Origin of the sequence: Paenibacillus sp. FSL W8-0426, from assembly GCF_037969725.1 — a bacterium.
In the GTDB taxonomy this organism is placed as follows: Bacteria; Bacillota; Bacilli; order Paenibacillales; family Paenibacillaceae; genus Paenibacillus; species Paenibacillus hubeiensis.
This window is the reverse complement of sequence record NZ_CP150203.1, coordinates 990,109-1,003,409: the sequence shown is the minus strand read 5'-3', so window position 1 is coordinate 1,003,409 and position 13,301 is coordinate 990,109. Positions and strand designations below refer to the sequence as shown.

At 52.2% G+C, this 13,301-nt stretch carries 11 protein-coding genes; 6 read left to right on the top strand and 5 right to left on the bottom strand.

What is annotated here, in order from left to right; translation table 11 throughout:
• Positions 1 to 54: 54 nt before the first annotated feature.
• Complete coding sequence (locus MKY59_RS04555) at positions 55 to 528, bottom strand: DinB family protein (protein WP_236421018.1); 474 nt, start codon at positions 526 to 528, stop codon at positions 55 to 57.
• Positions 529 to 748: 220 nt separating this feature from the next.
• Here MKY59_RS04555 and MKY59_RS04550 point away from each other — a divergent pair, with 220 nt between their 5' ends.
• A complete protein-coding gene (locus tag MKY59_RS04550) occupies positions 749 to 2,335 on the top strand; it encodes a hypothetical protein (RefSeq protein ID WP_339276228.1) in 1,587 nt (528 codons plus the stop codon).
• A gap of 165 nt (positions 2,336 to 2,500) precedes the next feature.
• On the opposite strand, the gene MKY59_RS04545 is transcribed toward MKY59_RS04550, so the two are convergent.
• Positions 2,501 to 5,953: a glycoside hydrolase family 2 TIM barrel-domain containing protein gene (locus MKY59_RS04545; RefSeq protein ID WP_339276226.1), complete on the bottom strand. Its 3,453-nt coding sequence runs from the start codon at positions 5,951 to 5,953 to the stop codon at positions 2,501 to 2,503.
• A 307-nt stretch (positions 5,954 to 6,260) separates the two neighbouring features.
• Between MKY59_RS04545 and MKY59_RS04540 the strand changes: the two genes are divergently transcribed.
• The 4 genes from MKY59_RS04540 to MKY59_RS04525 all read left to right on the top strand — a co-directional run bounded on the left by MKY59_RS04540 (position 6,261) and on the right by MKY59_RS04525 (position 9,141).
• On the top strand, positions 6,261 to 6,740 hold the full coding sequence (locus MKY59_RS04540; protein ID WP_339276224.1) for a GNAT family N-acetyltransferase: 480 nt from the start codon (positions 6,261 to 6,263) through the stop codon (positions 6,738 to 6,740).
• A gap of 289 nt (positions 6,741 to 7,029) precedes the next feature.
• Positions 7,030 to 7,626 carry a hypothetical protein gene (locus MKY59_RS04535; RefSeq protein ID WP_339276223.1) on the top strand — a complete coding sequence of 199 codons (597 nt, stop codon included), beginning with the start codon at positions 7,030 to 7,032 and terminating at the stop codon, positions 7,624 to 7,626.
• Positions 7,627 to 7,951: 325 nt separating this feature from the next.
• The gene (locus tag MKY59_RS04530) at positions 7,952 to 8,269 is read left to right on the top strand and encodes a transposase (protein ID WP_236415676.1); all 318 of its coding nucleotides are present in this window, start codon (positions 7,952 to 7,954) and stop codon (positions 8,267 to 8,269) included.
• Complete coding sequence (locus MKY59_RS04525) at positions 8,266 to 9,141, top strand: IS3 family transposase (RefSeq protein WP_339278323.1); 876 nt, start codon at positions 8,266 to 8,268, stop codon at positions 9,139 to 9,141. Before MKY59_RS04530 ends, MKY59_RS04525 begins: the two co-directional genes overlap by 4 nt.
• A 378-nt stretch (positions 9,142 to 9,519) precedes the next feature.
• On the opposite strand, the gene MKY59_RS04520 is transcribed toward MKY59_RS04525, so the two are convergent.
• Positions 9,520 to 10,278, bottom strand: coding sequence for an SDR family oxidoreductase (locus MKY59_RS04520; RefSeq protein WP_339276222.1), 759 nt, complete (start codon positions 10,276 to 10,278; stop codon positions 9,520 to 9,522).
• A gap of 189 nt (positions 10,279 to 10,467) precedes the next feature.
• Between MKY59_RS04520 and MKY59_RS04515 the strand changes: the two genes are divergently transcribed.
• Positions 10,468 to 11,046, top strand: a complete 579-nt coding sequence (locus MKY59_RS04515) for a TetR/AcrR family transcriptional regulator (RefSeq protein ID WP_236421024.1) — start codon at positions 10,468 to 10,470, stop codon at positions 11,044 to 11,046.
• A gap of 115 nt (positions 11,047 to 11,161) precedes the next feature.
• On the opposite strand, the gene MKY59_RS04510 is transcribed toward MKY59_RS04515, so the two are convergent.
• Together MKY59_RS04510 and MKY59_RS04505 are read right to left on the bottom strand one after the other, a co-directional pair.
• Positions 11,162 to 11,923, bottom strand: coding sequence for an SH3 domain-containing protein (locus MKY59_RS04510; protein ID WP_236421025.1), 762 nt, complete (start codon positions 11,921 to 11,923; stop codon positions 11,162 to 11,164).
• Between the two features lie 223 nt (positions 11,924 to 12,146).
• Positions 12,147 to 13,286 carry a toxic anion resistance protein gene (locus tag MKY59_RS04505; RefSeq protein ID WP_339276220.1) on the bottom strand — a complete coding sequence of 380 codons (1,140 nt, stop codon included), beginning with the start codon at positions 13,284 to 13,286 and terminating at the stop codon, positions 12,147 to 12,149.
• Positions 13,287 to 13,301: the final 15 nt, after the last annotated feature.

The following is a 13,301-nucleotide window of genomic DNA, read 5'->3' as shown; positions in this document are numbered from 1 at the left end:
ATCACCTCATGGACAATAACGTTTGGGGTTCCTAAAATGTTCCAGAAGTTCGCTTCATTGGACCGACCCAATCACCCTCCGCATGGATTGGATCACGCCCAGATGGTACCACTCATGATATAACGTGCGCGGTATGACTTCCCCGATCGTGCTCATGCCCAGTTCGCTCACCCGGAGCAGCGATTCCTCCAGACGGCCTTTGAATTTCGCTTCCAGTACCCGGGGCTGAGCGATCAATTGCTCCATAAGTTCTGCCCAGGATGGCGGCTCATCCGCCCATGTTTCCGGGCTTGTCCCATATCCAAAAAAATGCTGATAACTCGCCGGAACTTCCGCCTGATCGTGTATCAGGTAATGAAACCACGTATCCTGATCCAGCACGATATGTCCCACGTTCCACAGGATTGAATTGTTAAACCCTCCAGGCACGACATGAACCTGCCCAGGATCAATCTCAAGACATACGTGGACCGTAAACTCCCGCACATCCCGAAGTTGATTCCATAGTACCTCTTCCTGGTATTTCATAGCTCCATCCCCCATTCTCCTGATCCGCTCTTCAAATCATTGGAATATTTCCATTTTATACGTATTGCAGCACAAAAAAAAGCAAGGCTTGATCCATGCCTCTTATCCGACAACTCTCCAAAAGTGCCCCTTCACTCCCGTAACTTTCGTCCTCTCACATACGTTTAGAAGGAAGAATGCAAAATCCGCTAAATCATCCCATATGAAAGAAGGCGACAATATGCGCTGGAGGAATCCATCCAGTCATTCGGATCAACATCAAGTTTCATTCCCCGTCACCAGTGACGCGGGCTCGAACCAGCGAAAGGAAATGGGCCCGGCTTCCACGCTGCGCGCCCTGACCGCCGCAACGCTTGCAGCGGTACTGTTATCCGCCGGCCTGCCTGCCGGGGCTGCTGCCGCTGCACCTGCGCCAATCCCGCCTGCTATGCCGGCTCCCACATCCTCGGCTCCAAGCTCGGCGAATGAAGCAGCAGCGGCATCAACGGCCAGAGACAACCTGCATTACACCGCCGTCGAAGGGGCTCACTACCATTCCGTTGGCCTGCGCAGCGACGGCACCGTCTGGGCATGGGGACGCAACCTGTGGGGAGAACTCGGCGCGACGGGCAAGGTACGATATTATAATACGTACAGTCCCATCCGTATTCCCCGGTTGGAGAACATTATCGCCATTTCCGCTTCGGGCTCTTCTAACAAGGCTGCGCTTCGGGAGGATGGGAGCGTGTGGGAGTGGGGTGGAATTCAAGGCCTGACTCAAGTCGATCAGGTAAGCAATGTGAAGCAGATCTCAACTGGCGGTCACTATAACATGGCCCTGCGCGAAGACGGTACCGTGTATACATGGCAGATTGCATCATATGAGATCGAAGCCCAGAAAGCTCGAAAGCCAACAACCGTCAAAGGGCTTGCTAACATAACCTACATCGTAGCGGCTGAATCCACGGCCTATGCCGTCAAAAAAGATGGTACAGTGTGGCGTTGGGATGAACCAAGAACGCCGGGAACAGCGCCTTCCTCCCCTGTAAAAGTGAAAGGTCTATCCAACGTACGTTCCATAACCTATGGAGATGACAATCTCTACGCGATGGATACCAAGGGCAAGGCATGGCAAGTGAACGCTCAGGGCAAAGTCACCGCCTTTCATCCCGAATTGACACTGAGCCGCATTGATGCAAATGCCAGCTATGTATTATTGGCGACGACCTCTGGAGATGTCCATACTTACGGCTCTCGCACCGTTACGGGGAAACAAGGCAAAGTGAACGGCTTATCCAATATCGCCGACATTTCGGCAGGCACGTATCATGCCCTTGCCTTGGATGCAGCAGGATCGATTTGGGGCTGGGGCGGCAACAAAAATCAGGAAGCCGGCGGACCTGCAACTTCACCAGGCGGGATGACATACACTCCCATTCAAGCTCCCCTTGGCACTGATGTTTACATCAACGGCCAACTGCTGGAAGCACCCTATGCGACGGTTGCGACTGCAGCGACGGTCCAACTGCCCGCCAAAGCGGTTGCTGCCGCGTTGGGTGCTGCCTTCGCTGTCCATCGCAGCAACGATGGCTCCATCGATTATTATTCGCTTGTCCTTGGCGACGCCAAAGCCACGATCCGCCCGGGAGATACAGAGTTCCACGTGACGATTGACGGAAAAATCAAGGACAAAATCGTTCCTTTGCCGGAGCCCGTCGGCAGTTACTCCGGAGCAACCACATTGCCGTATGAAGCGCTGGAAGCGCTTGGTTTAACCGTTCATTGGGATGCACAGCGATATATACTGACCATTGACGTTCCCCACTGACGGTGCCGATCCACGCGAAAATCCCCTGTGAGGACGCTAGGCCGACACGGCTTTACGCGCCCCCCACAGGGGATTTGGTTTAGTTATGCTTCACGAACCGTCCATGAGCATCCCGACCTGGTTTCGGACCGTGAAAGGAAAGGATGGTTCGTCTTTTCATTCCACTTATTTCTCGAATCGGAACCAGCCGAAATCGAAGCTGCTGCCCGGCAGGAAGATGAACGTCACCTTCTGCACGCCCGTCACCTTCTCCAGCTCGAACACGCGCTCCTCATAGCCTGCGGATTGCGTGAACTCGACCAATTGGTTCATCTGGCCGTCCACTCCGGAGAAACGGATGTGAATCGTGTTTTTATCGATCGGCGAATGGCCGTGGATGACCAGCTTCGACGTGCCTTCCGCGCCAAAGTCCATCGCGTCGAACTCCAGCGAAACGTTGTTCCCGATGCCTTCGACGAAATCGCCCTGGATCGTGAACGTATCCCCATATAGATGGTCGCAGGAAGCGGCCGTGTTTTGCTCGTACGCCCGGCTTTGCCGTTCGAACGAGAATCCTTTGATATGGATTTTCTGCTTCAGCACAAAACAGATCGACGTGATGCCCTGCAGACGTTTGTTCAGCTTATACGTCTCCTCTTGATACACGTTCCACTTCGTTTCTTTCTGGTACACGACATCGGCCAGCAGCTCGCTGCCTTCCTCGCCTGGCATGCCTTCCCAGATTTGCAGGAAATACTCCTCGCTCGACAGCGCAAAAATCGGAATCGTGATCGTATCCGAACCATAAGCGCCGAAATCGATGTTGCGGAAGCATACGTGCGTCTCGCCATCACGGCTCGTCGCCACGCCGCGTTCGTTGCCGTTGCCGACTTCGCCCTTCGTATCGTCGTATAAACCGCCCGAGATAAAGCCGTACGGATCTTTATATGCCGTTCCTAGTCCCGCTGCTTTGAATTCCAGCTGGGAGATCAGCTTCGTTTTGTCTGTGCCGTTGCTGCTCGTTGCCCGCAGTCTGAACTCGCCGTCACCGAGGGCAAACACCTTCACTTCCAGTCCGTTCGCTTCGACTCGCGCAATGTTGGATTCAATGCCTGCATCGTTGACGACCGCCCACTCGATATCGCGGTAGGACGTGTTCTCCGGATACAGCTTCGCTTGGACCACCATCTCCTGCGTCGAAGGATCGAATTGTTGTCCGGCTTGGCTGATGATCTCGATTTTGCGCAAAGGAATTTCTCGGGCTGCGCCCGTAACGACAGGATACTCCTGGTTGCTCGTCAAAGTCGAAGCAGACGCCGAGCGTTGTACATCGCCATCTGCTGCTTCCGGCCCCGCAATCGCGGTGAATTCGGCCACGGCGCTCTCCAGTCCTTCGGATGTTACCTCGATGCGGATCGGGCCTTCCTCGTTCGTCGCGCCGATGATCGCCATCAGCTTGCCGCTGAACAATCTGCGGCTGAGGCCCTTGTACTGGTCGTAATCCGTGCTGTCGCCGTTGTCCAGACCGAGCAGGCGGCCAGCGCCGGTCACGTTCACGTTCACGCGGTTGTTCGCGTTCTGCACCGGATGGCCTGCGGCATCGTCCGCCCCGATCTCGACGAAGATCAGGTCCGTGCCGTCTGCGGTCAACTCGGTTTTATCCGCTTGCAGCCGAATGCTGGCGGCATCCTTGAATGAGCGCTGTACGTCCGTCGCAATGACGTTGCCTTGCTCGTCATAAGCGATCGCTTTCAGTTCGCCTTCCTCGTAAGGCACTTTCCACCAGCCGACCAGTTGTTTGCCGTGCGCATGGTCGATATCGAACGTGCCGATGGAGCGGCCGTTCAATTGCAGCTCGACCTTCGGCGCATTGCTTGCTACGCGTACGTCGATGATTTGCCCGGGGTTGAAGTCCCAATACGGGAGCAGATGAACCATCGGGCTTTTTTTGTAATCCGTCCAGGCGGACTGATAAATATAGTAGGAATCTTTCGGGAACGTTGCCGTGTCGAGCTGGCCGAAATACGAGTTTTTCGTATGGTACGGCGTCGGCTCCCCGATATAATCGAATCCGGTCCACAGGAACTGTCCAAGGGAATACGGCGTATCGCGTTCGGCCAAAATGCAGAACTCCGGCGATTTCGCCCCCCAGCTCGTCGTGCTGTTGCCAAGCGCGGAGCACTGCTCGTCATCGTCGGCAAGGATCGATTGCTCGAACGGGAAATGATAGACCCCGCGGCTTTGCACGACCGAGGCCGTTTCGCTGCCGTAAATGATCCAGTCCGGATGCTCGGCATGATGCTGGTCATAATATTTCTCGGCATAGTTGTAGCCGGCCAGCTTCACGATATCGGCGCATTTCTGCGCGTTTTCCCATGGCATGTAGTTGGAACCGATCGTTACGCCCGCGTTCTGCTTCGGATCGAATTCCAGCACGTAGTCCATCAGCATGCGGGTGACTTCCTGCCCGCGCTCGTCGGCATGCGTATCGTAAATTTCGTTACCGATGCTCCACATCACCAAGCTTGGATGGTTACGGTCGCGAGTCACCCAGCTTTTCACGTCGGCATGCGCCCATTCCGGGAAAAATCTCGCATAGTCGTACGGCGTCTTCGCCCGTTCCCACATGTCGAACGCCTCGGACACCACGAGCATGCCCGTCTCGTCCGCCAGATCCATGAATTCCTTGGCAGGCATGTTATGGGAGGTGCGGATCGCGTTGACGCCCATCTCCTGCAGCAGCTTGAATCTGCGACGCAATGCCGTCAGGTTGAATGCCGCGCCCAGCGCGCCGAGATCGTGGTGCTCGCACACGCCGTTCATTTTCATTTTGACGCCGTTCAGGCGGAAACCGTCGTTCGGGTCCATCGAAATTTCGCGGAAGCCGATGTTTTGCGTGATCGATTCGATCAAATGGCCATCATTGCCGTTACCCGTCAAACGCAGCTCCGTCACGAGTTGATACAAGTTAGGCTGCTCCGTGCTCCACAGCTCGGGCTGCTCTACGGTCAGCTGCTGCTCATTTTTCCGTGCTCCCGCCTCCCCGGCTTGAACGAAGATGGCTGCGCTGCTTGTCGCCACGACCTGTCCATCCCTCATAATCGTATGCGTCAGCTCCGCATCCTGATGCAGGTTCACGTCCGTGTCGACTTCGACGCGCCAGTCTTCTTCCTGTTTGCGGATCGAGACATAAATGCCGTGGCTCTCGATATGGTTGCGGTCACGCGTTTTCAACCAGACGTTGCGGTAAATGCCCGCACCGGAGTACCAGCGGCTGTTCGGGCTCTGATGAACGACTTTGACGACAATTTCGTTGTCGCCCTCCACAAGCGCCTCTGTGATTTCATGCTCAAACGCGGAATAACCGTATTTCCATTCTCCCACAAGCTGTTCGTTCACATATACGGAAGAATCCATATACACCCCGTCAAAGCAAAGCAGCAATTGCTTCCCTTCATCTTTGTGTTGGAACGTTTTGCGGTACCAGCCGATGCTGTCCTCATACAGATTTTGCGAATCGTAAATCAGCCAGTCGTGCGGAAGCTCTACCTGCTCGAATGCCAGTCCTGCCGGCTCCGTGACTGCCAAGCTGCTTTTGGCGAATTGCCATCCATCATTAAAAAGGGTTCTTTGGTTCATCGTGAATTCTCACTTCCCTGAAGTTGTTATGGTTACGTTTACATAAATATACTTTTACTGCACCGAGAATGAACCATTCCATGTTCGGAAATCTTGCTGCTCGTACCGATTATACCACTAGAACGAACTTTGTAGGGGCAATAAACAAAGTTTTTTTGACAATAGTGCATTGAATCACGAAAAGCTGTAAATCTCCCCTCCGCGATTGACTGAGGGGATGGCCGGCAGTAGAATAAAATCCTTAAACATGAAGCCGCACAGACACATGCACTTGGCCATGATTACAACAGATGCGAGGGATGAAACGATGCACATACGCGAGATTGAAGAACAAGATAACCGGGCCATGGAGCAGATCATCAAACGTTCGCTGGAATCCTTCGGATTGAACATGCCCGGAACCGCCTATTTTGACCCACAGCTTGGCAGCCTGGCACAATATTACGAACGAATCCCGCTGGCCAAATATTGGGTGCTCGTTACGGATCAGGGCGAGGTCACAGGCGGCGTCGGCATCGGCCCGTTCGGCCAAAATCCAGAAATTTGCGAACTGCAGAAGCTGTACCTCTCTCCTCAAGCCCAAGGCAAAGGGCTGTCCAAACAACTGATGAACGTTGCATTGGACTTTGCCGCAGCGCATTACCGTTACTGCTATCTGGAAACCTTCGACAAACTGGAGGCGGCGAACGCCCTGTACGTGAAGTACGATTTCCGACCTTTGGAGCAAGGCTTGGAGGAGTCCGAGCATAATGCATGCGATGCCTGGTATATAAAAGAACTCACGTAAATGGAAAATCAGTGCTTTTTTCATATAAAGCGAAGATTTTGGGACTAATTTCATCATTCTGATCGGGAACGGATGTTCATAAATCAATATATTTGCCCAACCTTATACCTAATAATTCCGGTTTCCGCCCTCCTTCTCATCATTGCAAGGCATTCGGATTCGTATTTATACCGTAAACAAGGAAAATTTATGAAGGCTATTGGCAATCAATTCCTGTCATATTTTGTGATCTCATGTTAGTTTATGTAATAGAAAATAATCACATATATAGATAAGGGGAATTACAATCGTGAAAAAATCTTGGTTGCTTTCTTTGATGATGAGCTTTGCTTTGCTGGGCGGCGCAGTGCTTCCAACCGGAGCTTCCGTTTCTGCAGCAAGCGACACCACTCCTGTATACTACGATGAGAACAGCGCAGTGACTGAGGATCCCGCAGGGGAAGATACTTCTGTAGATGAACCTGAATTTACGGCGGACGAAGCCGACCTGCTCGACTATATCGATCAATTGGAAGCGGCTGCCGTATACGAGGAAAGAGCGTTCAATTCCTTCAAAGGCGGAATGACCATTACGTCGGCCAACCGCAAATCCATTTTCCTCAAGTTGAACAATACGGCCATTCCTAACTATACAAAGTATGTGTCCAAGCTGAAATTGATCAAACCGAAGAACGCCGAGCTGCAAAAAATCCATGCCAAACTGGTCAAAGGCAGCTACACGCAGCTTGAAGCATATCAGTTGTTCAAACAGTCCGTTTCCAAAACGAAAGTGAACAGCACCCAATTGAAACAAGGCAACGACAAATTGGCCGCAGGTGCCAAACTGATCGAGCAATCCAACCAGGAATTCATCAAATATGCCAACAAATTGGGATTCGATCTGTAATCCATACAGGACTGAATGGAAAAACCCGTCTGCATGCAGGCGGGTTTTTCGTTGGCGTCGTTTCAACATGGAGCGAAATGAATGGCGCCATACAAAACAGCAAGAATGGTGCTGGGAGGAAACTGAAGCCCGTTATTTGTCACAGGTGTGCGTTACGCAAGCTTGAATTCTCTCAGGGTGAAACTGTAACGAACCTCAGACACGGTATCGGAGACCATTTTGCATGTTTGAAAATGTAATGAACCTGATGCAGCTAGAATAAAAAGTGGACACATCGTTAAGGAACAGAAATAATAGACCTAACGAAAGAAGAGGTGTCCACGGCATGGGAGAACAACGGCAACGTTACAATGAAGAATTTAAGAAACAAACGGTAAAGTACATTCAGGAGCAAACAAAGACGCTATCCGATGTAGCGGAAGATTTAAATATTCCTAAAAGTACGCTGAGTCAATGGATGACTAAGTACCGGCAATTCGATCAGGAAAACGTCAACCATCCTGAAAAGATCCGAAATCTCGAACAAACACTCCGAGCAAATGAAGCAGAACAACGCCGGAAAGACCGTGAAATTGAAGATCTCAAAGAAGAACTGGCTATCCTAAAAAAGGCGCTGCACATCTTCAGCAAGGAAAAGAACTGAGGTTCCAATTCATCGAAGAGTATCGCTCCGACTTTCGAGTGGAGAAGATGTGCAAGGTCTTGCAAGTGTCTCGGAGTGGCTACTACAAATGGCGTTTGGCTGCACCATCCAACCGAGATCAGCGGAGGAAACGCCTTACGAATCGAATTTTGTGGCACTATCATGACTCGGATTCGAGGTATGGTAGTCCTCGTATTCGCAATGAACTTTTAAAAGAAGGTTGGGTCGTATCGGAGCGTACGGTCGGCTTCATCATGCGCGAAAACGGACTTCGTTCCTGTGTTTCGCTTAAGTTTAAAGTGTGTACAACGGATTCCAGACATACGTTTCCGGTAGCGCCTAATGAGCTCCAGCAAGACTTTTCAGCTTCAAAACCGGCCGAAAAATGGGTCGCAGACATCACCTATATCCCATGCCGTCAGGGCAGACTGTATTTAGCCAGCATTTTGGACCTGTATACCAAGCAAATTGTAGGTTGGAAGCTGAGCGACCGCATGACCACTGATCTCGTCATGGATGCATTAAACCAGGCCTATACTGCGAAAAAGCCAGCAAAAGGGCTCATCCACCACTCTGATCGTGGAGCACAATATGCTTCCAAGGAGTATCGACGCAAGTTGGAACAGTATGGGATGAAAGCGAGTATGAGCAGGCCTGGAAACTGCTATGACAATGCTTGTATTGAAGCCTTTCACAGCACATTGAAGCGAGAACTGATCTATCGCATCCCTAGATTTAAAACGAAGGCAGAAGCCTATGAAACACTATATCGCTACTTGGAATTCTTTTATAATCGCAAACGCTCACACAGTACACTGGGTTACCTGTCTCCTTGGGAATTCGAGCAACAGTATTACCAAAAAACCTCATAAACGAGAGTGTCCACTTTATTGACAGAAGAGCATGAGGCACGTTATTGGATCAAAAACGTGCTTCTGCCGGCGATCTTCACCCGAATAAGACTGCTCATGTTCGTTAGCCGGGGAATAGCCTCATACATGCCCGAATAAAGTGCGCTATGTTCGTTAGATCATCGGCAGCTTGCTTTAACACGCTGCAGCCAGCTTCATCGCACAAAAAAGAAGCGCTCCCGCCAATTGCAAACCCGTCGGCGGAAGTCGCTTCGTTCTAACATACAGGTTATTCAATCATCCGTTATGCAGCCTGTTCAGTCACCAGCACCATGAGCTAATCCATCACCGGCACAGCCTGTGCGCATTTACGCGAAACAGCCCTTGCCCAACCAAAACTTAATACGAAGTCCATCCTGCGTCCGCAGTGACCACGGTGCCGTTCACGAAGCTGGATTCGTCCGATCCGAGGAACAAAGCCACCTGCGCGATTTCTTCGCTCTTGCCCAAGCGCGGGTTGATGGCCATGCCGAGCTGCTGGCGGCCTCCGCCGAACGGGCTGAAGCTTTTCATCGAAGCGCTGATATTCGTTTCTACGCCGCCCGGTGCAATCGCATTGCAGCGAATGCCTTGGGGAGCGTACATGTATCCCGTATTTTTCGTAAAACCGACCACCGCGTGTTTGGAAGCCGTATAAGCCGCGCCTGCACGACCGCCAAACAGCCCGCCTGCGGATGCGACGTTAACGATCACTCCTTTTTGTTTCTCCAGGAAAATCGGCAGCACTTTGCGCGTTGCGCGCATTACGCTGGTTGTGTTGATCGCGAAGACGCGATCCCACTGCTCGTCGGTGATTTCCCCGGCTGGCTCCATGCCGTCCATGATGCCCGCATTGTTAACCAGAATGTCCACCGTACCGTACGTGCTCACCGCGGTATCGATCAGCCTCTGGATGTCGTCTTCCTGCGCTACGTTGGCTACAACCACGATCGCTTCGCCGCCGCTCGCCTTGATATCGTCAACCACCGCTTGAGCAGTGCCTTCATTGATATCCGACACGACCACTTTGGCGCCTTCCTGCGCATACAATGTCGCAATCGCTTTGCCCATGCCCGAGCCTGCGCCAGTAACTACCGCTACTTTATGTTCAAGTCTCATATGGATCTTCCTCCCTGTATTCGTTTACATAAAGTTAACAAACAAATGTTCATTAACTCTTGTCTTTAGTATAATAAGTCATGGCTAAGCCATTCAATCAGTAAACGAGGGCCGGAATGTACGTTATCGAACATATGGTGCCCATATTGTACTTTTTCGTCAAAAAAACGGTTGAAAGGAGCATGCACTATGTCTGATCTCCCGGCACAGGACCGCCGAATCAAAAAATCGAAGGCCGCCCTCAAGGACGCCTTGATCGCTCTGATGCAAAAGAAACCTTTCAAGGAAATTTCCATTACGGACATCGTGCAGCTCGCGGACCTGAATCGCGGCACCTTCTACAGACATTATCAGTATAAGGAGGATCTGTTCAACGAACTGATCGAGGATGTCGTTCAGGATCTGGTCACTTCCTTTCGCGAGCCGTATCGGGACAAAGATGCCTTTCAAGTCCATGCCATGCCGTCTTCGGCCATCACCATCTTTAAGCATGTTCACCAACATGCGCCCTTCTATACCCTTGTCGTGAAATCGGATGCTTCATCCCATTTTCAAGAGATGATCTGCAATGTGCTGCGCGATCTTGCCCTGCAGGATCTCAACGACATTTTCCCGGATCACATCAATCATGAACTGCTGGCCAGTTATCAGTCGCATGCCATCTTCGGCATGATCCTTGAATGGATTCGCCAGGATTTCAGGCACACGCCCGAATACATGGCAAACGAGCTGTTCAAAATTATACACATGAAGTCCCCTGAAGCTTAACCGTGCATTTCTTTCTTGCAGCTCCTCCAACTTGTACATCCAAAACAAAAACGGTTGAGGCAGAGTATGCTCTGCTCAACCGTCCGTAGCTTCTATAATATGTAATGTCGGTTTCCTACCGGTCGATGACTTTGCCGCTGATCCATCCGTACTTCCCGCCGCTTGTCCATACTTCGTACCAAGTGCGTCCATCCGTCGGATCATACACCGAGCCGCCCCAATGTTCCAAACGGTCACCCTTGTCCACGACGGCTACGGCAGCCCCGTTGATCGAAGGCACTTCGCGCATATTGGCATGCGCCACCGTTACGGTCAAATACTCTGCCTCGTTCCATACCGATGTGTCGCCTTCGTAATAACGGCCATCCGATTGCATGACGACTTTGCTGCTCACCCAGCCGATGCTTCCGTCGGCAGTGCTTACCTGATACCAGGTGCGGCCATCCGTCGGATCGTAATTTTTGCGATGCAAATATACAACTTCCTCGTCTTTGTACAGCACTTTTACCGAACGTCCGTGAATGCTCGGCGCTACGCGCATATTGATTTCCGAAGAGGTCGGCTTCATATAGTCGATGCTCTGCTCGGCCGACGTTTCCTCTACGGCATAGCTTGCTTCTTCCTTTGGTTTCTCTACGTTTCCGGAATCTGCTTCCTTCGGCTTGGCCGCATTGTCGTCTGCCAGCTTAACCGTCGTTTCAGGCACTGCTTCGGGCTGTTTCCCACCGCTGATCGGCTCTTGCTGAACCGTCGTCGGAGAGGCCTCTTCCGCCTTTGTGCCGCCCCCTTCCTCCTTAATCGTGATTTCAATCCCTCCACAACCGCTGACAACCACGGAGATGCCCACCAGCAGGGCAAACAGCTTGTAACTCCTCATTCGTATTCCTCCAGCTCATGATGTAAAAAAAGTCGACTGCTCCGCTCCTGCAGGAGCTTCATTCATTGTAATCCCCTTGGGTAATTTTGTATATGGGGTGGGAATGAAAAACGGCCCACGCAAAGGGCCGTCTCCGGAATGTCATTATCCCGACCATGGAATTGTCGCATTCGAGATTCGAAATCAACACATTTATCGTCCAGGGCCGTGCTTCTTAAACGTACTACAAGCCGAGCTTCTGGCCTTTCTCCAGCCGCTGGATCTGCTTCTCCCCCGTGTCGGCCAGTTCGCGGAACTGGCTGATCGTCTCACGCATACGCGGCAGCGCCTCCTGCTTATACTGGCTGATCGAGTCGAGCGCGCTCAGCACGTCGGTGAAGGCCTGCTTCATCGTATCCACCGAAATGCTGGCATTGTAGGCCTGCTTCTGGATCGCGATGCCTTGCTCCTTCAGCATTTTGGACGTGCCTGCGATCAGGTCGTTCGTGGTCTGATTCAGCAGCTCGATCTTTTGCAGCACGATTTTCTGGTTATATAACGCGCTCGCTACCGTTACGGCGATCTTCAATGCCGAGATGGTCACGTTTTTCGCTCGATCCACGCCCCGGATCAGCTCGCGATTGTTGCGGATCACGACTTCGATCGCCATGATGCCCTGCTGGTTGACCACCAGCATCTGCTGCAAATCCATCACCCGCTGGCGCAGCGGGAACAGCACTTCCTCGGTGATGAAACGCACCTTCTCCGGGTCTTCGCCGCGGATTTTGGCCGCCTCGATCTGTCCATCGATCGATTCGTCCATCAGCACGCCGAGCTGGATTTCCTTTTGCAGCTTCTTCGTCAGCTCCCGCAGCGTCTGCTGTTCCAGCTCCAGCGTCGTATTGTCGTTGCGCAGCGTCGCCCGCCCTTTGTCCAGGGAGACGACGATGTCCGCAATGACGGCATCCGCCTTCTGGAACTTCAGGAAGTAGGCCCGCAGCGGGTTAAACAATTTGCCAAGGAATCCGCTCTTGGCAAAGTCGACCGCGCTGGGGTCGAGGTCTTTCAGCTGCATGTGCAGCTCGGTCAAGCCTTTGGCGACCGTCCCGCCCTCGTCTCCCGTCTTGGACAGGTGTCCGACGGAGACTTGAAGCAACGCGTTTTTCTCAGAAGAGCTGCTCATCGTTTTCATGCCGAACCCTTCGATCGACTGCAAAATTTCCTGGCGTTTCTCCAGCGAATCGAAATCGAGGGACATGATCGCCTCCACGTTGGCACTTGCTATCTGCTGCAGCTCCGCCACCTCGGCCGGCACGGGTTTCACCTGCTCCTCAATGACTGCCTGAATCTCCTTCGTGCTCGGAATCTCCATCGAAAATGACATCCGCGTTCCCCCTCA

Bases quoted from the DNA above. Each gene is read 5' to 3' on its own strand.
- MKY59_RS04555 (WP_236421018.1), bottom strand. From the start codon at position 528: ATGAAATACCAGGAAGAGGTACTATGGAATCAACTTCGGGATGTGCGG.
- MKY59_RS04550 (WP_339276228.1), top strand. From the start codon at position 749: ATGCGCTGGAGGAATCCATCCAGTCATTCGGATCAACATCAAGTTTCA.
- MKY59_RS04545 (WP_339276226.1), bottom strand. From the start codon at position 5,953: ATGAACCAAAGAACCCTTTTTAATGATGGATGGCAATTCGCCAAAAGC.
- MKY59_RS04540 (WP_339276224.1), top strand. From the start codon at position 6,261: ATGCACATACGCGAGATTGAAGAACAAGATAACCGGGCCATGGAGCAG.
- MKY59_RS04530 (WP_236415676.1), top strand. From the start codon at position 7,952: ATGGGAGAACAACGGCAACGTTACAATGAAGAATTTAAGAAACAAACG.
- MKY59_RS04520 (WP_339276222.1), bottom strand. From the start codon at position 10,278: ATGAGACTTGAACATAAAGTAGCGGTAGTTACTGGCGCAGGCTCGGGC.
- MKY59_RS04515 (WP_236421024.1), top strand. From the start codon at position 10,468: ATGTCTGATCTCCCGGCACAGGACCGCCGAATCAAAAAATCGAAGGCC.
- MKY59_RS04510 (WP_236421025.1), bottom strand. From the start codon at position 11,923: ATGAGGAGTTACAAGCTGTTTGCCCTGCTGGTGGGCATCTCCGTGGTT.
- MKY59_RS04505 (WP_339276220.1), bottom strand. From the start codon at position 13,286: ATGTCATTTTCGATGGAGATTCCGAGCACGAAGGAGATTCAGGCAGTC.